Origin of the sequence: Cohnella massiliensis (assembly GCF_900169535.1) — a bacterium.
GTDB lineage: Bacteria > Bacillota > Bacilli > Paenibacillales > Paenibacillaceae > Cohnella > Cohnella algarum.
The window spans coordinates 2,961,162-2,981,389 of sequence record NZ_LT821259.1 but is presented as its reverse complement, the minus strand read 5'-3'; the positions used below and the strand labels follow the sequence as shown (position 1 = coordinate 2,981,389).

Genomic DNA, 20,228 nt, shown 5'->3' with positions numbered 1-20,228 from the left:
ACAGACTCTACGGCTATAATGAACGACGAGGACATCTTATTCATATACGGAGGGGTCAACATGACACGCAAAAAGAAAACGTTAGCCATCGGCGCGGCGATCGCGCTGGCGGCGACGGTGCTGACGGCTTGCGGATCGAACAACGATTCCGCGCCCGCGGGTTCCGGCGGATCGGAAGGCGAAGGAGCGTCGACGCTGCGTTATTTGACGTGGACATATTCCGGCCGGAACGTTTCCACCGACGCCTGGATCCAGGACGCGAAGGATCAGCTGAACGTTACGATCGATATGCAAAACGTGCCGAGCGACCAATACGGAACGACGCTGAAAACGAAGTTTGCGTCCGACGACTTGCCGGATCTCGTCATGACGCACGGCATCGATAAAAATTTGTATATGATCGCGGAAAAGCTGTCGATTCAGTCGGATCAATTCGTCGACTTGTCCGATCTGCCTTCGGTCGCGGAGTTTTTGCCGTCGGTCATCGAAGCCCGCAAAAATAACCCGGACGGCAAGCTTTATTATGTCCCGGTATCGACGAACGCGCTCGGCGTGCTGTACAACAAGCAGGTTTTCGAGGACAACGGCATTGCGGTTCCGACCAATATCGAGGAGTATACGGCGGCGATGGATAAGCTGAAGGCGGCCGGCATCGCGCCGATGGCCGGCGGCTTCAAGGACACGTGGGCCGCGCAAATCGTTCCGTTCATCGCCTTCGGCCAATATATCAACGCGAAGGACGAAACGATCCGGGAAAAGCTGGCGACCGGAGAGCTGAAGTACGCCGACATTGCGGACGACGTGAAGAAGGTGCTGAACGTTCAACTTGACTGGGCGGAAAAAGGCTACTTCTCCGACGATTACCTCGGCACCGACGCCAATATCGCCAGCCAGATGGTGGCGACCGGCAAAGCCGCGATGATGGTAACCGGAACGTGGCAGCTCAGCGTCATCCAAAGCGCCAATCCGGACGCCGAAATCGGCTTCTTCCCGCTGCCGCTGAACGAGCCGGGCGAACCGACGGTGCTGCCGACCAGCGCCGACGAAGGCATGATGATCAACGCGAAGACGAAGGACGTCGAAACGGCGAAGAAGGCGATGGATCTCTATTTGAGCGCCGAGAACCAATCCCGGATCATTCAGGACCTGAACGGCATCCCGACCAACACGAAGGTGCAGGTCGACAATCCGTTCGTCGAGGAAGTGCAGGGCTATATGGAAACGGCGGAGGTGCAGCCGGACTGGTGGGCGACCAACGGCAACTACCAGCCGACCGGCACGACGTTCAACATGGAAAAACAAATGCAAAATCTGCTGGCGAAAGGCATCACGCCCGACGAATTCATCGCCGATTACGACGCGGCCAACGCCAAAGCGCTGAACAAATAGAGCTGAACAAATAATCGCCCCGCCGTAAACCCGACTGCAGACTTTTGAACCCGCGCGGCCGGCTTCGAACCGTAACGGAGCCGGCCGTACGGCCGTTCAAGGAATGAAAGGACTGCCAAAGATGATCAAACAGAGACGCAATTGGATCGTGGAGATGAAGTGGCTCGTTTTCGTTATTCCCGCTCTCGCGTTTTACCTCGGCTTTTTTTTGATTCCCACGCTTAGCTCGACATATTATTCGTTTACCGATTGGGACGGAATCACGACGGAATTTATCGGCCTCGACAATTACAGGGAGATGTTTCAGGACCGGATGATCCTGGCTTCCTTTCGCAATACGATTTTGTACACGGTCAGCATCACGATTTTGCAAAACGCGATCGGCCTCGCGGCCGCGCTCCTGCTGGTCCGCAAGTTCCGAGGCGTCAACTTCATGCGGACGATGCTGTTCATGCCCTATATTTTCTCGACGCTGCTCATCGGTTACGTTTGGGGCTTCATCCTGGAGCCGAACATCGGCGTCGTCAACAACATTCTGGACGCGCTGCATCTCGAATCGCTCAAAATGGGCTGGCTGAGCGAACCCGGACCGGCCCGCTGGATGATCATTCTGGTCACGATTTGGCAGTGCATGGGCTATTCGATGGTCATCTACATTGCCGGCCTCCAGGGCATTTCCAAGGAATTGTACGAAAGCGGCGATCTGGACGGCGCTTCCCGCTGGAAACGATTCCGGCATATTACGTTCCCGCTGATCGCGCCTTCTTTTACGATCAATATCATTCTCAGCCTCATCGGCAACCTTCAGCTTTTTAACCAGATTTACGCCTTGACGGGGGGCGGGCCGGGCTACGAAACCGAATCGGTCGCCACGATGATTTATCAGCTCGGCTTCGGCAGCGGCATCCGCTGGGGATACGGGTCCGCGCTGTCCGTGACGCTGTTCGTCTGCATTTTGATCATCACGGTCGTCATGGTGACGATTTTGCGCAAAAGAGAGGTGGACATGTAATGAACCGTTCGCTGCCTCTGCTCGGCCGGATCGGAAAGGCGCTGCTGTGGTGCTTTACGCTGGTCTATATTTATCCGATCGTCCTGATTTTTCTGTCCGCGTTCAAGACGCCGGCCGATCTTGCGGCCAATCCGTTCGGACTCCCGGAAGCGTGGACGGGCGCTTCGTTCTCGAAGGCGTTCGATACGATGCATTATTTTCGTTCGATCCTCAATACGATCGGCATCGCCGTCGTGTCCGTCGCGGGCGTCGTCATCTTCGCCTCCATGGCGGCTTACGCGATCTCCCGGCGCAACAATCGCTTCTACAACGCGGTGTACTTGCTGTTCCTGGCGGGGATGATCGTGCCGTTTCAAATGGCGATGATTCCGTTGTACAAGGTGCTGCAAGGCCTGGATATCATCAACACGTACCAGGGCGTCATTTTCATTTATCTCGGCATGCTGGCTCCGTTTTCGGTCTTTCTGCTGAGCGGATTCGTGCGGGGCGTCCCGAGGGAGCTCGAGGAAGCCGCGCTCGTCGACGGCTCGGGCATGTATCGGACGTTTTTCCGCATCGTGCTGCCGCTGCTCAAGCCTGCGGTCACGACGGTTACGGTGCTCAACCTGTTCTCGGTCTGGAACGATTTTCTGATGCCGATGCTTTATTTGTCCGACAGCCGCAAGGCGACGATTACGGTGCAGCTGTCGTCGTTCCAGGGCATGTACTACAACGACTGGTCGCTCATCTTCGCTGGCGTTTGCCTGATCGTGCTTCCGATCCTCGTCGTTTATCTGTTTGCCCAGCGTTTCATTATAAGCGGCATTACGGCCGGAGCGGTAAAAGGGTAAACATCGCAAAAAAATGCGCTTTTATCTTAAAATCGATCAACTCGTTTTCGTTTGGAGTGCGGTACTCTAGTATCGGAAGAAAAGCGCGATTCGAGGGGGGCGGCGGATGAACAGCCGGGGCTTGAGGTTTTTGAGTTTTTGGTCGATCAACGACGAGTTGAAAACGGAGCCGCTTCGGGCGCAATTGGACGAGCTGAAAGCGGCGGGGCTGGACGGCGTTATTTTTCATCCCCGGTTTTATCCGAACCGGCCGGCTTATATGAGCGAAGCGTACTTGGACATCGTTTCGGATCTTGTTTTATATGCGAAATCGATCGGCATGGAGTTCTGGCTGTACGACGAAAACGGCTGGCCGTCGGGCACGGCCGGGGGGGAAGTGCTCGCAAGGCGACCGGATTCGACCTGTAAATGGGTCAAAGGGACGGAAACGGCAAACGGAGAAATGCGGATTTCGTTCGGGTCGAAGTTCGCGGTGTCTTCGTTCGACTCCGAGACGACCCGGCTTTTTATCGACATTACGCACGAAGGCTACCGGAAGGGCTTGAAGCCCGAAGCCTTCGATTATGTGACCGGCTTCTTTGCGGACGAAGTGGCGTTTCTGGACGGACACGGCATTACGGTCAAAACCGGCGCGCTGCCATGGAACGACCGATTCCCGGAGATGTACGAGGAACGGTACGGCGAAGCGCTTTTTCCGCTGCTGCCCCTTTTGTTCAAGGAAGGGGACGGGTTCGAGCGCGTTCGCGCCCGTTTTTGGGAAATGCTGACGGATGCGCTCGTCGAAGGCTTTTACAAGCCGATCGGGGAGTGGTGCGCGGCGCACGGCAAGCGGTTTACGGCGCATTTGAAGGGCGAGGAAAATCCGTTTTTCCAATTGTCCTACAGCGGTTCGTGCTTCCGGGTGCTGAAGGGGGTCGAGACGCCCGCGATCGATGCGCTGGAACGGTACCCGGGCAACAACTTCTATCCGCGGATCGCCCATTCGGTCGCCGTTCAGCAAGGAAGAAACGGCTGTCTCGCCGAAGCGATGGGCGGCAGCGGCTGGGGCGTTTCGCCGGAATCGTTTGCGAACTATATTTTATGGCTGGCCGGCCACGGCATCGGGGAATTCGTGCTGCACTTGAACCAGTTCAGGCTGAAAACGCAGGCGATCCAGGACTGGCCGCCGTCCATGCCGTCCCATTTGACGTGGAAGGAGGCGTTTCCCGAGCTGCTCGCTTCCGTGAAGGAAAAGGCGTCGCGGCTGCCCGATTTGCGCGCGGAGCCGGACGCGCTCGTCGTCACGCCGACTCGCGGCGTCGCGGCGCTGTTCGATCCGGCCGACGCGGGGCAAATGAACGAGCACGACGGCTCGAGCGTGCCGGACTCGGCGAGCGGGCGAATCAGCAATCGTTTCGTCGAGCTGGTGGAGCGGCTGCATGCGGAAGGTATTCATTACGAGCTGTCCGAGGAGCGGGCGATCGAAGAGGACGGCCGCATCGAGGACGGCAAGCTTTGGATCGGCCGGCGGGCCTACCGCAGCGTCCTTGTCCCGGAGGGCTGCCGCTGGAACGATCCGGAGCAGGAGCGGCGGCTGCGCGACGCCGGCATCCGGGTGCTGGGAGGGGACGACTGGCGGGCGGCGTTTGGCGGACGGCGCGGAGCCATCGTGCCCGCCTCCGCGGAAGCATCGGCTCCAGCCCCGGCGGCTCCGGCTCCGGTTATCCCGGAGCAATCGGAATGGGCGTGCGAAGCGCCGCGAACGAACCGTTTGTCCGTCGAGTTCGAAGCACGTCCGGAGGGCTCGCTTGGGGCGGAGTACGAGCTTGCGCAGCCGGTTCGGATCGGCAGCTTGACGCTCGTGCTTCACGATCCCGTCGCAAGCGCAAGCGTAAACGGTCAAGAGCTTGGCTTGACCGAGGAAGGCGGACGGTTCGCGGCCCGCGTCCCGGACGAGCTGCTCGCCGGGCAAACGAAGCTGTCCGTCCGCGTCGTTCCCGCTCCGGGAGGGGAGCCCCGCCCGGCGGCGTTCCTGCTGGGGAGCTTTGCGGCCCGCAGCCTGTCGCCCTTTGCCGAGAAGGACGGTCGGCAATGGAAAACGGAAGGCCCGTTCGCGCTCGCTCCGATCGGGGAGATCGAGGCCGGAAACTGGATCGTTTCCGGGTTTCCGTTCGCGGGCGAGCCGGCGACGGCCCGCAAAACCGCCACGCTTGCCGAGCCGATCGGCGGCGGGCGGCGCGCGCTGCAATTGACCGGCATAGAGGCGGCAGCCGCCTATGTCCGGGTCGGCGAGACCGGCCTCGGCTGGTGCTGGGGGCCGGAGTGGACGGTCGGGCTGCCGGAAGGGCTGCCGCCCGGAGAGCATGAAATCGCCGTCGACCTGTACCCGAGCACGTTCAACGTGTACGGCCCGCACCGCCATATCGACGGCGACCGGCACTTGACGAGCCCTGCGCAATACGCGGGCGAGAAAAACTTCGCCGACCGGCCGGATGCGCCGGAACGGACGCTTGGCAAGGACTGGCATTTCGCGAAGTGGGAGCTGACCGGACCCGTTCGCATCGTAAGCCTGGACGGAGAGTAAGGCTAAGGCCGCGACTGACCGCGATTGGCGGGAAGCCGCGGCTTTCTTGTGACTCATCCCGCCGCTTTCGCACGCGCGCTAACGATTCATTTGAGTCGTGGCGACTCATCTCAGTTCGCCAAACGCATGAAGCCACGCGCACTTGAGTAAAAAATACTCATCTCCCCGGTTTCGCACGCGCGCTAACGATTCATTTGAGTCGTGGCGACTCATCTCAGCCCGCGTTGGGCATGTTTATGGCAGTCGATGGCGAAGGGGCGTTTGTCTTTATCGGAAGTTAGAAGCTGGCAAGCGTCAAGGGCGAAAATTTCGGATGCACCGCGGGCTGGAAACCGGCGAGTCGATCCGTTTACGGATTTGCCGCCAACAGCCCCGCCCGCTGTGCTATACTTTTTTCAAATAGGAAAAAGTTCGGGAGGAGAACGATGGAGCCGTTTACGCAAAGCGTCATTCGCATTGTCCAAAGCATTCCCGAAGGCAAGGTGATGACCTACGGCCAAATTGCCAGATACGCGGGAAGTCCGCGGGGCGCTCGTCAGGTCGTGCGGATTTTGCATTCGCAAAGCCGCAAGCAGGGGCTCCCGTGGCAGCGGGTCGTCAACGCGAAGGGGGAAATCGCTTTGCCGGAAGGGGAAGCTCGATATTCGCAGCTGCATTTGCTGGAGGAAGAGGGCGTCATCTGGGCCGGCAGCGGCAGGGTCGATTTGGCGCAATGTCTGTATGAGCCCGGAATCGAGCAAGGGAGCGAAACGAGATTCGATTGGGAGCCGCGAGCGGAATCCGGAACTGGAACCGAGACGGGCGCCGGGGCGATCTGGGCGTGAATCGCGAAGGCGAAGAAGCTAACGGCCCGGGGCCGGCGCGGATTCGAATCCGGCCGGCATCCGGCACCTGATTTTTCATTGCCGGGCAGGCGCCAAAGGACGTTTCTTTGGCGTTTTTTAATGTTTTGCGTGCCCAGCTAAGCACGCATCTTCTAGCCGGTGAAAGTCCGGTCACAGGAGGGGCCAAGCCCCTGTGTAGCTAGGATACCTGCGTATGCCGAAAGCTGTGCGTAGAAGCGTATCGACGAAAGTACCTGTCGGAGACAGGGCGAGCAACATGTCAGGCCGTAACATAAAGTGAATCCTGCCGCGTCGTCAAAAAGGCCTCGCAAGAGGGAAAAGAGGAAGCCGAGCCCCGCGAGCATGGGCGAAGGCCATGGAAGCTGATAAGAACTTGGAGCGTCAGCGAAGAATCCTCCGGCGTAGAGGGATCGGCATGGGATGAAAGAGGATGCAGTGAACTGGGGAGACCCTCCCCTGCACGGAGATTTTTTTTTTTTTCGAAACCGTAAAGAGACGCTCTATAAGCCAAAAGGTGAAGTGATCCGTCTGCAGGAAGGGAGTCCGAGGGGCGAATAGTACCGGGGAACGCAGGACAACACAACCTGCGGGAGGGAAGGCGCCCTGCTTTGTTCAAGCTTCACAAGGAGGTACGAGTGAGTGAATGCCAGAAGGCTAACGACACCAACAGAAAAAGTTCAACAACTCCAAGAGAAGCTAGGTCATGCGGCCAAGACGAGCAAGAGCAGAAAGTTCCATGCACTGTACGACAAAGTCCCTCGATTGGATGTGCTACAGGAAGCGTGGCGGAGAGTACGGGCAAACAAAGGAGCGGCAGGCATCGACGGTGAAACCTTGGCAGATATAGCGAAGATGGGTGAAGACCGATTCGTAGCGGAATGCCGAGAACGGCTCCAGAAGAAGTCCTACCGCCCCCAGCCCGTGCGCCGTCACTACATTCCGAAGAAAGACGGACGGAAACGCCCGCTCGGCATTCCAACGGTAAGGGACCGCGTCGTGCAAATGGCAACGAAACTCATAGTGGAACCGATCTTTGAAGCCGATTTTCAGGAATGCTCGTTTGGCTTTCGACCGAAGCGAGGCGCAAAACAAGCGCTGGAGCGAATCCGTAAAGCCTGCAACCGCAAAGGCAATTGGGTGGTCGACGTCGACATCCAAGGCTACTTCGACAACATTAACCAAGAGAAGCTCATGAAACTGGTAGAAATGCGAATCAGCGACAGACGCATTCTCAAGCTCATTCGGCAATGGCTCGGAGCAGGAGTGACGGAGGAAGGAACGGTCAGACGTTCCGATCTGGGAACGCCGCAGGGCGGGGTGATCTCGCCGCTACTGGCGAACATCTACCTGAACTACTTCGACCGATTGTGGGAAAAGCATGGCAAAGAGGTCGGGGAACTCACGCGGTACGCAGACGACTTTGTCGTCGTGTGCAAGACAAAGAAAGATGCGCTCCATGGGTACAAACTCATTCAAGCGATAATGGAGCGTCTGGAACTGACCTTGCATCCGGAAAAGACGCGGATTGTGGGGATATGGACGGGAGAAGAAGGGTTTGACTTCCTCGGCATGCACCACCGGAAGACGAAAGCAGAAACGGGGCAGAACCGCGTGTACTATACGACGCAACAATGGCTCTGTGTTAAAGCAGAGAAACACATTCGGGAAGTCGTTAAAGAACGACTCGCGCCGCCGAAAATGCGGCACGTTTCGTTCCAAGAACATGTGGACTGGCTCAACCTGAGAATCCAAGGCTGGAAGAACTACTATTCGACGCCATACAGTTCCAAATGGATGACAAAGTTAGATGGGTACATCCGCACAAGGCTAACGAAGTGGTACGCAAAGAAGCGCCAGCGTAGTCGCTGGCGCAGTTCTGGAAATGAGGTTAAGTTGCTCTGCCAAATGTATGGACTCAAGACGCTTTTGTAAGTCGCACGCACATGAATGACGAACATCGGAAAGCCGTATGAGGGAAAACCTCACGTACGGTTTGATGAGGAGGGGCTGAATTTATTTCAGTCCTTCACTCTAGCGCGGTCGGCGAGGCGAACGGGTTATGGTATAATACGGGGCAGGAAATGGAAGTGGGGGGAAGAAACGTTATGCCGTATTCTCGCACCCGTTCGAGGCAGAAGTCGCGAAGGCGCGCCCGTCTGCTGCTTTACGTGAACCTGTTTTTAATCGTCGCGCTCTTTGCCGTCGTCGGAGTTTGGGGCGCCTCTTGGCTGCAACAGCGAGGGGAAGCGGCGACGGGAGCGCCTCCGGAGACGGAGCAGGCGGCCGGTTCCCCGACCGCGCCCGCAACGGGGACGAACGATTCCGCAAACGCCCCGGAGTCTGCAAACGGGAGCGCGACGGATTCGGCAGGCGAGCCGTCCCGTGAGCCGTCTCAAGAACCTTCGCCGGAGCCGTCGGGCGGAGATTCCGGCAATCGGCCTCCGGAAGCGGGCGGCGGCGATTCGGCCGAGCCCGGGAACGGCGGGCTTCCCGGAGAAGCAACCGGGCCGGACGCCGGCGGGTCGACGGACGGGCCGCAAGTGACGCTCGCTTTTGTCGGGGACATTTTGCCGGCGGCGAGGGTCGGGGAGCTAATGGACAAAAACGGCGTCGATTACCCGTTCGCGGCGTCCAAGAGCATCCTGGAAGCGGCCGACATTACGGCCGGTAATCTGGAGGCGCCGATTACGGAGCGCGGCACCCCCGCGGAAAACAAGAAATACGTTTTTAAAGGCAAGCCCGAATATTTGGCCGGGCTTAAAAACGCAGGCTTCGACATCGTGTCGCTGGCGAACAATCATACGCTAGACCAGGGCTGGGAGGGCCTCAGCGACACGATGGATCATTTGAACGACGCCGGCATCCAGCATGTCGGGGCGGGCAGGGACGATACGGAGGCGTTCACGCCCGTCTATATCGAGAGCAACGGGATCACCGTCGCCTATATCGGGGTGACCAACATCGTGCCCGTAACGGAGTGGAAAGCCGACAAGAACAATCCGGGCGTCGCCGAGGCTTACGATTTGACGCGCTCGAAGGCGGCCATTCAGGCGGCGAGGAAGCTTGCCGACGTCGTTGTCGTAATGGTTCACTGGGGCGAGGAGCTGAACGAAAATCCGGTCGAGCGGCAAACGGACCGAAGCCATGCGTTTATCGATGCCGGCGCCGATCTGGTCATCGGCAGCCACCCGCATATTTTGCAGGGCTTCGAATCGTATAAAGGCAAATGGATCGCGTACAGCCTGGGCAATTTCGTGTTTACGTCGAACGGAAATACGTTGACCCAGCAGACGGGCGTGCTCAACGCGACTTGCGGCAAAGACGGAGGCTGTTCCCTGGCATTCGTGCCGATGTTCGCGGAACAATCGCAGCCCGCGCCGATGGTGCCGATCGATTCCCAACTGCTGCTCGGCCGTCTCGACGATTTGTCCATTCGCGCGGAAGTCGACGAACTGGGCAACATCGTTCCGGCTCCGGATAAAGCCGCAAAAGCCCCGCAACCGTCGGAAAGCTCCGAAGGCGCGGAAGGGGAGTCCCCGGAAAAAACGACCGAAAGCGCAACAAACGAGTAGAATCGTCTTCCGGTTCTGCGGCCGAAGGGAGATCCTCAATGGAAGTATCGCAGCAATCGTATCTTCATCCGTGCGTCGCTCATCGCGGCTGGTCCGGAGGAGCGCCGGAAAATACATTGGCAGCCTTCCGTCTGGCGATGAGCGAGCCTTCCGTTCAATGGATCGAACTCGACGTCCATTTAAGCAAGGACGAAGTGCCCGTGGTCATTCATGACGCGACGTTAAACCGGACGACCAATGCCAAAGGCAAAGTTAGGGACAAGACCGCGCAGGAGCTATCGGCCGTGGACGCGGGCCGCTGGTTTCATCCGATTTACGAGGGCGAGCCGGTCCCGGCGCTGGAGCAGGTGCTGAAGCTCGCGGCGGGCCGCTGCCGGCTGAACATCGAATTGAAGGAAGGCGGGCTCGATAAGGACCTCCTGGCAAAAAACGTAACGGAACTGCTTCGAAGCTACCGGATCGAACAAGAGGCCGTCATCACTTCGTTCGACCCCGAATTGATCGTTGCGGCAAGGCGGCACCTGCCGGAAGTCTGCACCGGTCTGATCGTCGACAAGCGAAGCCCCCGGCTCGTGGAACGATTGCGAGCGCTCGGGGCGGACGTGCTGTCGATCGATTACAGGCGCCTGAACGCCGCCCTGCTGCGGGATGCCGAGGAGGCGGGAATCCGCATCATGGCCTGGACGGTCAACGACCGGCGAGAACTCGCGAAATTGGCCGCGATGCCGCAAGCTTTTCAAATTTGCACCAATTATCCCGACCGTTGGCTTCAAGCGGTCCGACAAGGAGCAGATAGCAGAAGATGAAGAATCCGACTCCCATCCGCAACATCTATTGCGTAGGACGCAATTACTGGCTGCATGCCGCCGAACTCGGAAATGCGGTCCCGGAGAGGCCGATGATTTTCACAAAGCCGACGCACGCGGCCGTGCCGTGGGAGCGCGAGGCGGCGCTGCCGGGCTCGCAAGGCTCGGTCCATTACGAGGCGGAGCTGGTGCTCCTGTTCGCAAAACCCTATGAGCCCGGCGTTTCGCTCGACGACGTCGTGTCGCATTTCACGGTCGGCCTCGATTTTACGCTGCGCGACGTTCAGGACGGAATCAAAGCGAAAGGCTATCCGTGGCTGCCGGCCAAAGGCTTCAAAAACTCGGCCGGGCTCGGCGCCTGGCTGCCGTTTCCCGGAACCGAGGAGCTGGCCGAAAAAGACTTTTCCCTTCGCATCGGAGGGACGGAAGTTCAGCGCGGCAACGTCCGCGACATGGTGTTCGGCCTAGACGAATTGTCCGCCTTCGTCGCGGCCCATTACGGCCTCGGACCGGGCGACGCGCTGTTCACCGGAACGCCGGCGGGCGTCGGGCGGGTAAGCGACGGGGACGAGCTGACGCTCCTCTGGGCCGAGGAATCGGTTGGCAGCGCCGTCGTTAGACTGAAAACGGACGAATAAAACGAAAAAAGCTCCTTCCCCGCCGCATGGACAGGGGGAGGAGCTTTTCGCGCTTTTGGTCAAAATGCCCAGTTGCCTTTGCGAAAGACGGGTTCTTCCTTGCCGTCTTCGGTAACGCCGAAAATGTCCATTTCCGCCGAGCCGACCATGAAGTCGACGTGCGCCAGGCTGCGGTTTAAGCCTTTCGCCGCAAGCTCCTCCTGCGACATCGACGTACCGTCCTGCAAGCAAAAGGCGTAGGCGCTGCCGATGGCGAAATGGTTGGACGCGTTCTCATCGAACAGGGTATTGTAGTACAAAATGTTCGATTCCGAAATCGGGGAGCGGTGCGGCACAAGCGCCACTTCGCCGAGCCGGCGCGAACCTTCGTCCATCTCGATGAGCCGCTTGAGCGTTTCTTCGCCCTTTTCCGCTTCCGCCTGCACGATCCGGCCGTTCTCGAACGTCAGCTTGAAGCCGTCGATGACCGTTCCGCCGTAGCTGAGCGGCTTCGTCGCGGAGACATAGCCGCGAGTACGCTCGGCATGCGGCGCGGTGAACACTTCTTCGGTCGGCATATTGGCGACGAAGTTCGTTCCCCGCTCGTTGACGCTGTCGGCCGCCACCCACAGATGGCCATCCGGAAGACCTACGTACAGATCCGTGCCGGGGGCGACGTAGTGAAGCTCCTTATACTGCTTGGCATTCAAATAATCGGCTTTTTCGTTCAGCGTCGAGATGTGCCGTTCCCAGGCCGCGTTCGGATCCTCCCGGTCGACGCGCACCGCCTGGAAAATCGCTTCCCACAGCTTCGCGACCCGCTCGGTTTCGGGGGCGTCGGGGAACACTTTGGCCGCCCACGCCTCGGAAGGAGCGGCGACGACGCACCAGCTGAATTTGTTGGCTTGCGAATATTGCCTGTATTTGGCCATCGCCTTGCCGTACGTTTTCTGATGGTTGGCGATCCGCTCCTGCGCGACGCCCTTCAGCAAATCCGGGTCGGAGGAGACGACGCTGACGACGGCCGCGTTGTTTTCGACGAGTTCCATCATTTCGCCGGCGTACCATTTCGGTTCCTCCAAAAAAGCCTCGTCCGGCGCATGGTCGTAACGAAGCCGCGCGACGGTGTCGTCCGACCAGTTGACTTTGACGGTATAGGCTCCGGCCTCGTAGCCTTTGCGGGCGATTTCGCGCACGAGCTCGGCGGCGTCGACGGCCGCGTTGACGACAAGCTTTTGGCCGGGTTGCAGATGAACGCCGATGTTCACGATCAGGTCCGCGTAGCGGGCCAGCTTTTCCTGGAACGATGCCATTTACTTTTCCTCCAGTTCGTTGTCTTTTTCGAATACATACAGCCGGCCGTTTTCCGGTACGAAAAAGGACGGTCCCTTGAAGCCTCTTGCGATGAGCTCTTTGCGCAAATAGACCATCATCGCGGCATGGCTGACGATAAGCGTGTCGGCTTCGGATTCCGAGAGCGCCTCGTCGAGCACGCGCGCGATGCGCCGCTTCGCTTCCTTGATGTCCCGCCGCGACTTGCGGTTGATCCATTCCGACGCCCGGATGAGCACGAACCAGGCCGGAACGGGCAGCTTCAGCCAACGGCCGAACTCCGGCGCCGGAATTTCCCGAAGATCGGGAAGGAAACGCACGGGTCCCCGGAAAACATGTTCGGCCGTTTTGGCGGCTCGCGGCAGGTCGCTGGAAAAGCAGCGGCTCCAGCGGGTATCGCCGAGCGCGGTCGTTCCCAATTCGATATCGGCTTCCTCGTACTCGGCGAACCAGCGTCCAAGCTCCGCTCCCGATACGAGCTTTTTGTCCGGGAGCGGCTTCAATACCCGGTAGTGGCGAATCAATCCGATTTTCATATTTGGAATGATAGCCCATTTGCCGACTCATTTCAACCGGAGCCCGCAAGACGATTGTATCCCTCTTTTATCGGAATGACGCACTTACTTCGGGCCCGATCCCTTTTACAATAAAGATACAGCAAGCAACCAAATTTTGTTTTGGGAGGGTCTTACACGTGAAAAAGAAATGGACATCCGTCTTGGCCGTCTGCGTCGCTTTATCCGCGGTCTTGGCCGGGTGCGGCGGCAACGGCAACGCTCCGGAAGCGAGCGGCAGCCCGTCGGCAAGCCCGAGCCCGAGCGCTTCGGCATCGCCGACCGAATCCCCGTCTCCGGAGAAGGTTGAAAACTTTACGGTATCGCTCCGTCATATTCAAATCGGCGATCCGCAGAAGTTCCGCAAAGCGATTCTCGACGACGTCGTCAAAAAAACCGAAGAAGAAGTGCCCGGCCTCAAATTCGAGCTGGACGGCGTGGAAGACAGCGTCAACCGCTTCACGAAGCTTCCGGCCGAAATGGCCGCCGGCAATCCTCCTAAAATCATGTCCATCTTCGGCGGCGCGGGCGACACGCAAAAATACGCAAAGGCGGGACGCCTGCTCGATCTGACGCCGATTCTCGACGAGCTGGGGCTTAAGGACCAGTTCCTCAACGTGCTCGACCCGTTCTCGGTCGACGGCAAAGTATACGGGCTGCCGATCGGCGGCAATACCGAGGGCATTTTCTACAACACCGAATTGTTCGCGCAGTACGGCCTGAACCCGCCGACGACGTGGGACGATCTGATCAAGGCGGCCGATACGCTGAAGGAAAACGGCATCACGCCGTTCGCCGTAGGCTCCAAGGGCGCATGGGTGCCGAACATGACGATCAACACGTTCATCGGCCGCCTGGCCGGGCCCGAGACGATCACGGGCTTCACGACAGGCGCCGCCAAGTGGAATTCGCCCGACGTCGTCGCAGCCTATACGCTCTACAAGGAATGGGTCGATAAAGGCTACTTCACGAAGGGCGAGCTGGGCAAGGAATACGGCGACATGCTGAACGATTTCGTGGCGGGCAAAGCCGGGATGATGTTCGACGGTTCGTGGCGCTCCTCGGCGTTCAAGAACGATGCCGTAGGCGCGGCCGTCGCCGGCAAAGTGGCGTTCGTGACGCTGCCGGCGCTGCCGAACGGCAAGGGCGACCAAACGTCCGTCAACGCCAACTACGGCGAAGGCTACGGGTTCTCCGCCGATCTGAACGAAAACGAGCTGAAAGCGGTCAAAGCGTTCATCAAAAATATGTACAGCGACGAAATGCAGCTTCGCGGCTTGCTCGAGGACGGCGTGCTGCCTTCGATGAAGCTGTCGGAGGCGTCCGTCGCCCAGGTGAGCGACCCGATCGTGAAGCAGGTGCTCGACGTATTGAACGGAGCGGGCGTGACGTTCCCGCATTTCGATTCCGTCGTTCAATCGAAAGTTTACACCGAAACCGAGACGCAGCTGCAAAAGCTGATCGCCGGCAAAGCGACGCCTCAGGAAGTGGCCGACGCCATCCAGAAGGTGCAGGACGCCGAAAACGCGGCCGCAGTCCAATAACGTTTGCAAAGGGGAGAGGAGCCGCCCGGGTTGCGGGCGGCTCCTTGCTCTTCCCGACTTTAACGACGGCGGAGGAGTTTCACCATGAAAAATGCGCTTCGCAATCCTTATGTATATTTGATGTTCGTTTTGCCTACGATCGCGCTTTACTTTCTGTTTTTCATCTATCCGATGCTTACTTCCGTATATTACGGATTTACGGACTGGGACGGGCTCAACCGGCAAAATTTCATCGGCTTCGACAATTTCGCCACCGCCTTTCAAGACCCCGAGTTTCGGGCCTCGATCGTGAACAACGTCTATATTTTGCTGTTTTCGTGCTGCGTGCAGGTGCCGCTCATCGTCGTTTTCTCCCTGCTTATCAGCAACGTCAAACGGTTTCAGGGATTTTACAAAACGACCGTGTTCATGCCGTCCATTCTGTCCACCTCGGTCATCGGCATTTTGTGGGGGTACATTTACGATCCGGATGTGGGGCTCCTCAACAATTTGCTGGGGCTGCTCGGCATCGACCCGATCTACTGGCTGGCGGAATCGCGGTGGGCGATGATCTCGATTTTGATCACGAACGCCTGGCAGTGGATGGGCTTTTATATCGTCCTCATTCTCGCCGCCATCCTGGCCATCCCGAGGGACATCGACGAGGCGGCCAAAATCGACGGCGCGACCGGCGTGCAGCGGGCGTGGTACTTGACCGTGCCGCTCATCAAACCGATCGTCAACGTCGTCATCATGCTGTCGATCGCGGGCGCCCTGCGCGTCGTCGACATCGTGCTCGTCATGACGAACGGGGGGCCGGCGGGCGCGACCGAAGTGATGGCTTCCTACATGGTGAACAAAGCGATCAAGTACGGGGAATACGGCTACGGCACGGCGCTGTCGATCGTCATTTTCATTTGTGCGCTCGTTCTTACCGCCTTGTACCAGGTCTTGTTCGCGAGAAGACAGGAAAGGATTGAATACTGATGCCGGCCGCCGTCAAAAAATCGATACCGCATGTCGTCATGATGGCGTACGTCGTCGTCATTCTGCTGCCGTTCCTGTTCGTCCTGCTGTCTTCCTTCAAGGCGAACAATACCGAGATCGCGACGCGCCCGTTCGGCCTGCCGACCGTTTGGGAATTCGGGAATTACAAGGAAGCGTGGGTCAAGGCGAACATCAACGTCTATTTTTTCAACAGCCTGTACTTGTCGCTCTCCTCGGCGGTCGTCGGCGTCCTGCTGGCGGCGGGAACCGCGTTCGCGCTGACCCGCATGAAGTTCGTCCGGGCAAGCGGCTGGATTTACCAGTTCGTGCTGATCGGCATGCTCATCCCCGGCAACGTGCTGTTTATCGCGCAATATTTGCTCGTGCGGAATCTGGGCATCCTGAACACGCATTGGTCGCTGTTTTTGCCGTATACGGCCGGAGCGCTGCCGCTCAGCGTCCTGCTGATCTCGGCGTTCATGCGTTCGATTCCGAACGAGCTGGAAGAAGCGGCGATCGTCGACGGCCTGAGCGCCCCGGGGCTGTTTTTCCGGATCGTGCTGCCGCTGACGGTGCCGGCTCTCGTGACGGTGTTCATCGTCAATTTTCTGGGCAACTGGAACGAATACTTGCTGGCGAATTTCTTTTTGAGCAAGGACTCGCTTCGGACGCTTCCGACCGGCATGGTCGGCTTTCGCGACGCGTTCCAAACGAATTACGCGCTCGTCTGCACCGGCATCGTGTTCAGCGTCGTGCCGGTTCTCGTCATCTACGCCTTCCTGCAGAAAAAAATCATCGAAGGGCTGACGGCGGGAAGCGTTAAGGGGTAAGGTTCGCCCTCCATTCGGTCTTCTCGGCCGGCGGAGGGCAATTTCGTAGGCTAAAAGAAAGTTCAGGTTATTTGCCGTGCGAAAGCGCCCGGACAAGTTTGCTTGGATCGGACGCGCCGCTCGGGCAGCGGGAACCTTTCTCCAGCGGCATCGCCTCCGTCCGTGCCGAAAGTCGGCTCGGCCCTTCGGGGGCAACGGTCGAGTTGTGGATACTCATCCGAACCGTTTGTACGCGTGCGGCCGTACTCAGTGGGGTAAATGTTACTCACCTCGGCCGGTCAAACGCATGCGGCCGGGATCAGTTGGGTAAATTTTTATACGAAAATGAAGTGCCGTAAGAAGGCAAAAAAAAGACCCACTACCCCGAAATCTCAACCCTAATTTTTTTAAAATTTAGGTTGTTCCAGTAGGTTTCAAATCGACATTATATCCAAGCTGGTGCAACTGTTTCGTTAAACGTTCCACCATCTTGGAGGTCGACTCCTGAAATACGATGGATTCAATTTCCTGGTAATTTACCCGGTCTCGAAGCATCGCATAGGCGATTCGCAAAATCAGATGGGCTGTGGCGACAGCTGCTTTTTGGTCACCTCGGCGCTTTCTTACCCTCCTGAAATAGTCGCCAATTCGGTTGCTGCTTCTAGCGTTTGCCCATGCCGCTTGGCATAAGATCCCTTTTGCATATTTGTTCCCTTTACGGGCTTTAGCTTTTTTTTTCACGCCTGCACTTTCGTTGTTCCCAGGGGCTACACCGACCCAAGAGGCCAGCTTGGCATCTGACGAGAAATGCTTAGCCGCATTAGGCGTAATTTCAGCCAGCAGCGTGATTGCCGCTGTGCGATCCATGCCGGGAATCGTATCTAGCAATTTCACCTCTTCTTCGTATGGTTGGATCAGCACTTGAACTTTNAGAGTAAGCGTCAAATAGCCCCCACCTAGCGGCGGGAGCTCAGTTCGACTAATCTGTAGTTACTTTTTACTTAATCGGCACTCAGCCGGTAGCTCGTGCGACCATGGCATGAAGGGGTCGAGCGCGTCGGCATCGAGCGGTCCAGAGATTTGCGGCAACTGCTCGAAGAGGGACTTTTAGTAGTTGAACGGGTGCAGAACATTCTCCTTGGCCGATTCGATCACGCTGTAGATTACCGCGCTAGCCTTCGCGCCGCGAGGCGTGTTGGCGAACAGCCAGTTTTTGCGCCCGATCACGAACGGTTTGATCGACCGCTCGCTCCGATTGTTGTCGAGCTCCAGCCGCCCATCTGACAGGAACGCAGTAAGCTTATCCCACTGATTCAAGCTGTAGGCGATCGCTTGACCAGACAGGCTCTTCAGCAGGGTTTTGGCCCGTTGCTCCTTCAGCCATCCATGATAGGCGTTAAGCACCGGCAGGCTTTGCTCCTGCCTCTTCGCCTGTCGCTCTTCAGCGGAGACTTCGGCAAGGTCCCGTTCAATCGCATACAGCTGGTTACAGTAAGCCAGGCCCTGTCCTGCAACGGTTCCCAGCTTCCTCATCTCCGGCGGCCCTGCCTTCAGCGCCTCGTCGTACTTGCGCCGGGCATGTGCCCAACAACCGACGAGCTTCACGTCTGCCACCTTGTGGTACCCAGGGTACCCATCCACATGCAAATAGCCTTTGAATCCGGACAGGAAGTTGCGCGGATGTTCGCCGCCCCGCGTCCGTTGGTATTCGTAGAGTATTGCCGGCGGCACATCACGTCCGGTCCGATATAGCCACAGGTAGGACGTCGCTTCCGCGGACTTGCCTTCTTCGCGCAGCACCTGAAGCGTCGTCTCGTCGGCATGCAGCACTTCTTGCCGCAGCAGATACGCCTTCATGGCAGCAAACAGCGGAGACAGCCATTGCTCCGCACCATACATCATCCAGTTCGCCATCGTCTGGCGAGACAACGTATAGCCAAGACGCGCGAACTGCTGCTCTTGCCGGTACAGGGGCAAGCCATCCACATATTTCTGCGTCATGACGTAGGCCATGCTGGACGGCGAAGCCAAGCTTCCGGGATAGACGGGCCTCGGCATGGGCGCCGTGACGATGGGTGTCTGGATCTCATGACGCTCGCAGTGGCGGCAAGCATAGACTTGACGAATATGCCGCATGACCTTGACCTGCGGGGGCACCAGCGCGATCTCGCTGCGCATCTCAGTCGTCATCTCATGCAGCGAGCCGCCGCAGCAAGCACAGGACCGTTCGCCTTCCTCGAGTTTGTACACGACGGTCTCTACCGGCAGGTCGGAGAAGTCGTCTTCACGCTTGCCCGTCTGTTTGCGGCGCTCGTACGTGATCTTCTCTGTAGGTGGCTCTTGTCCGGCTGGTGTGGCCAGCACTTCGGCTTCGTTGAACAGATTCAGCTCCATCTGGTCCGGATTCGTCTTCTCGCTGGAAGTGCCGAAGCGCTTTTGCTGCGCCAGACGGAACTGTTCCTCGTACCACTTGAGCTTGGCCGATAGCTCGATATTTTGTTGTTCCAGCTTCGCATTTTGTTGCCGAAGCTCTTCGATCTGAGGCGATTCCGCTCGATTTTCCATATGGTATACTTCGGCACGGATGGGGGCAACGCCTGCCATAACATATGTCGAATTAAGTAAGGAATAGATTGCTAAATGACCGTAGCGGCGGTCACTTTCGGGTGAGCCTGCCGCTGGCTGAGCGAAAGTCCGTCCAGCAGCCAGCGGAGCTCGCGGGTCGTGACCGTGACCGGATCGCTGTGATCCCTGGGCCACTGGAACGTGCCGCGCTCGAGCCGGCGGTAGAACAGCCAGAAACCGTTGTGCTCCCAATACAAGATCTTTAACTTGTTCCGCTCGCGGTTGCAAAAGACGAACAAGCATGGAGAGAATGGATTCAGTCCGAGCCCCTCTTGGACAAGAGCAGCCAATCCGTCGATGGATTTACGTAAATCCGTGCTGCCACAAGCCAGAAATACCTGACGGCTGGTTAATTCGCTCAGCATATGACCTCCAAAGCCTGCACCACGTCGCGGAGCAAAGCGGGATTGAACCCGGCGTCAACCTCGATGACGGCTGCGCCGATTCGGATGCGAAGGCAAGCCGAAGGTGTGGCTTCCGGCTCGGGAGTAATATGAGCTTTGACGAAGGTGGCTGACTTGACAGCAGCAGGGGATGAACCGCTTAGTCTCTTCATCCATGTATAGAGCCCGCGACGATCCACCTGATTGGCTTTGCACCATCTTGCTGCTTTTTCTCCACTGGAACGGAAAGCGGCAATTCGTTCTTCCCATTTCTTCTGTACGTCTTCTCTGGCCATAAAAAATCCTCCCCCAATTGGACTATGAGGAGGATTATCTCACGGTTATTGCAAGGAACGAAGGTGGGGAGAGTTTGACGCTTAC

17 protein-coding genes and 1 pseudogene are annotated in these 20,228 nt (G+C 58.1%); 12 read left to right on the top strand and 6 right to left on the bottom strand.

Features of this window, described 5'->3' with window-relative positions:
• The first annotated feature begins 60 nt into the window (after window positions 1–60).
• The 9 genes from B7E11_RS27710 (at window position 61) to B7E11_RS27670 (ending at window position 11,655) form a co-directional block, all read left to right on the top strand.
• Window positions 61–1,389, top strand: coding sequence for an ABC transporter substrate-binding protein (locus tag B7E11_RS27710; RefSeq protein WP_176220922.1), 1,329 nt, complete (start codon window positions 61–63; stop codon window positions 1,387–1,389).
• Window positions 1,390–1,510: 121 nt separating this feature from the next.
• Entirely contained in the window at window positions 1,511–2,401 is an 891-nt protein-coding gene (locus B7E11_RS27705; protein WP_176220921.1) for a carbohydrate ABC transporter permease, read from the top strand.
• On the top strand, window positions 2,401–3,231 hold the full coding sequence (locus tag B7E11_RS27700; protein ID WP_080840655.1) for a carbohydrate ABC transporter permease: 831 nt from the start codon (window positions 2,401–2,403) through the stop codon (window positions 3,229–3,231). The genes B7E11_RS27705 and B7E11_RS27700 overlap by 1 nt, the downstream gene beginning before the upstream one ends.
• A gap of 106 nt (window positions 3,232–3,337) precedes the next feature.
• The gene (locus B7E11_RS27695; RefSeq protein WP_080840654.1) at window positions 3,338–5,794 is read left to right on the top strand and encodes a hypothetical protein; all 2,457 of its coding nucleotides are present in this window, start codon (window positions 3,338–3,340) and stop codon (window positions 5,792–5,794) included.
• A 425-nt stretch (window positions 5,795–6,219) separates the two neighbouring features.
• On the top strand, window positions 6,220–6,618 hold the full coding sequence (locus tag B7E11_RS27690) for an MGMT family protein (protein ID WP_080840653.1): 399 nt from the start codon (window positions 6,220–6,222) through the stop codon (window positions 6,616–6,618).
• Window positions 6,619–7,278: 660 nt separating this feature from the next.
• Window positions 7,279–8,571, top strand: coding sequence for a group II intron reverse transcriptase/maturase (ltrA, locus tag B7E11_RS27685; protein WP_080840652.1), 1,293 nt, complete (start codon window positions 7,279–7,281; stop codon window positions 8,569–8,571).
• 173 nt (window positions 8,572–8,744) lie between these two features.
• Window positions 8,745–10,211: a CapA family protein gene (locus B7E11_RS27680; RefSeq protein WP_245809836.1), complete on the top strand. Its 1,467-nt coding sequence runs from the start codon at window positions 8,745–8,747 to the stop codon at window positions 10,209–10,211.
• Window positions 10,212–10,249: 38 nt separating this feature from the next.
• Entirely contained in the window at window positions 10,250–11,017 is a 768-nt protein-coding gene (locus tag B7E11_RS27675; RefSeq protein WP_080840651.1) for a glycerophosphodiester phosphodiesterase, read from the top strand.
• A complete protein-coding gene (locus B7E11_RS27670; RefSeq protein ID WP_080840650.1) occupies window positions 11,014–11,655 on the top strand; it encodes a fumarylacetoacetate hydrolase family protein in 642 nt (213 codons plus the stop codon). The genes B7E11_RS27675 and B7E11_RS27670 overlap by 4 nt, the downstream gene beginning before the upstream one ends.
• Before the next feature lie 59 nt (window positions 11,656–11,714).
• Here B7E11_RS27670 and B7E11_RS27665 read toward each other — a convergent pair whose 3' ends face one another.
• Window positions 11,715–12,947 (bottom strand): aminopeptidase, encoded by a 1,233-nt coding sequence (locus B7E11_RS27665; protein ID WP_080840649.1) that lies wholly within the window; start codon window positions 12,945–12,947, stop codon window positions 11,715–11,717.
• Window positions 12,948–13,502 carry a histidine phosphatase family protein gene (locus B7E11_RS27660; RefSeq protein ID WP_080840648.1) on the bottom strand — a complete coding sequence of 185 codons (555 nt, stop codon included), beginning with the start codon at window positions 13,500–13,502 and terminating at the stop codon, window positions 12,948–12,950.
• 158 nt (window positions 13,503–13,660) lie between these two features.
• Here B7E11_RS27660 and B7E11_RS27655 point away from each other — a divergent pair, with 158 nt between their 5' ends.
• From B7E11_RS27655 to B7E11_RS27645, 3 genes are all read left to right on the top strand, one after another.
• The gene (locus tag B7E11_RS27655) at window positions 13,661–15,064 is read left to right on the top strand and encodes an extracellular solute-binding protein (RefSeq protein ID WP_080840647.1); all 1,404 of its coding nucleotides are present in this window, start codon (window positions 13,661–13,663) and stop codon (window positions 15,062–15,064) included.
• A gap of 84 nt (window positions 15,065–15,148) precedes the next feature.
• Window positions 15,149–16,030 (top strand): carbohydrate ABC transporter permease, encoded by an 882-nt coding sequence (locus tag B7E11_RS27650; protein WP_080840646.1) that lies wholly within the window; start codon window positions 15,149–15,151, stop codon window positions 16,028–16,030.
• Window positions 16,030–16,860, top strand: a complete 831-nt coding sequence (locus B7E11_RS27645; RefSeq protein ID WP_080840645.1) for a carbohydrate ABC transporter permease — start codon at window positions 16,030–16,032, stop codon at window positions 16,858–16,860. The genes B7E11_RS27650 and B7E11_RS27645 overlap by 1 nt, the downstream gene beginning before the upstream one ends.
• Before the next feature lie 393 nt (window positions 16,861–17,253).
• Here B7E11_RS27645 and B7E11_RS27640 read toward each other — a convergent pair whose 3' ends face one another.
• The 4 genes and pseudogenes from B7E11_RS27640 to tnpA all read right to left on the bottom strand — a co-directional run bounded on the left by B7E11_RS27640 (window position 17,254) and on the right by tnpA (window position 20,143).
• Window positions 17,254–17,733: a transposase gene (locus B7E11_RS27640; protein WP_425430085.1), complete on the bottom strand. Its 480-nt coding sequence runs from the start codon at window positions 17,731–17,733 to the stop codon at window positions 17,254–17,256.
• Between the two features lie 96 nt (window positions 17,734–17,829).
• Window positions 17,830–19,404: pseudogene (gene tnpC, locus B7E11_RS27635) on the bottom strand (IS66 family transposase).
• A gap of 71 nt (window positions 19,405–19,475) precedes the next feature.
• On the bottom strand, window positions 19,476–19,829 hold the full coding sequence (tnpB, locus tag B7E11_RS27630) for an IS66 family insertion sequence element accessory protein TnpB (RefSeq protein WP_028598474.1): 354 nt from the start codon (window positions 19,827–19,829) through the stop codon (window positions 19,476–19,478).
• Window positions 19,823–20,143, bottom strand: coding sequence for an IS66 family insertion sequence element accessory protein TnpA (tnpA, locus tag B7E11_RS27625; RefSeq protein WP_080836822.1), 321 nt, complete (start codon window positions 20,141–20,143; stop codon window positions 19,823–19,825). Before tnpA ends, tnpB begins: the two co-directional genes overlap by 7 nt.
• Between the last annotated feature and the right edge of the window lie 85 nt (window positions 20,144–20,228).

What these genes read in the sequence shown, in the direction of transcription:
- B7E11_RS27710 (WP_176220922.1), top strand. Translation starts at nt 61, where the DNA reads ATGACACGCAAAAAGAAAACGTTAGCCATCGGCGCGGCGATCGCGCTG.
- B7E11_RS27705 (WP_176220921.1), top strand. Translation starts at nt 1,511, where the DNA reads ATGATCAAACAGAGACGCAATTGGATCGTGGAGATGAAGTGGCTCGTT.
- B7E11_RS27700 (WP_080840655.1), top strand. Translation starts at nt 2,401, where the DNA reads ATGAACCGTTCGCTGCCTCTGCTCGGCCGGATCGGAAAGGCGCTGCTG.
- B7E11_RS27695 (WP_080840654.1), top strand. Translation starts at nt 3,338, where the DNA reads ATGAACAGCCGGGGCTTGAGGTTTTTGAGTTTTTGGTCGATCAACGAC.
- B7E11_RS27690 (WP_080840653.1), top strand. Translation starts at nt 6,220, where the DNA reads ATGGAGCCGTTTACGCAAAGCGTCATTCGCATTGTCCAAAGCATTCCC.
- B7E11_RS27680 (WP_245809836.1), top strand. Translation starts at nt 8,745, where the DNA reads ATGCCGTATTCTCGCACCCGTTCGAGGCAGAAGTCGCGAAGGCGCGCC.
- B7E11_RS27675 (WP_080840651.1), top strand. Translation starts at nt 10,250, where the DNA reads ATGGAAGTATCGCAGCAATCGTATCTTCATCCGTGCGTCGCTCATCGC.
- B7E11_RS27670 (WP_080840650.1), top strand. Translation starts at nt 11,014, where the DNA reads ATGAAGAATCCGACTCCCATCCGCAACATCTATTGCGTAGGACGCAAT.
- B7E11_RS27665 (WP_080840649.1), bottom strand. Translation starts at nt 12,947, where the DNA reads ATGGCATCGTTCCAGGAAAAGCTGGCCCGCTACGCGGACCTGATCGTG.
- B7E11_RS27660 (WP_080840648.1), bottom strand. Translation starts at nt 13,502, where the DNA reads ATGAAAATCGGATTGATTCGCCACTACCGGGTATTGAAGCCGCTCCCG.
- B7E11_RS27650 (WP_080840646.1), top strand. Translation starts at nt 15,149, where the DNA reads ATGAAAAATGCGCTTCGCAATCCTTATGTATATTTGATGTTCGTTTTG.
- B7E11_RS27645 (WP_080840645.1), top strand. Translation starts at nt 16,030, where the DNA reads ATGCCGGCCGCCGTCAAAAAATCGATACCGCATGTCGTCATGATGGCG.
- tnpB (WP_028598474.1), bottom strand. Translation starts at nt 19,829, where the DNA reads ATGCTGAGCGAATTAACCAGCCGTCAGGTATTTCTGGCTTGTGGCAGC.
- tnpA (WP_080836822.1), bottom strand. Translation starts at nt 20,143, where the DNA reads ATGGCCAGAGAAGACGTACAGAAGAAATGGGAAGAACGAATTGCCGCT.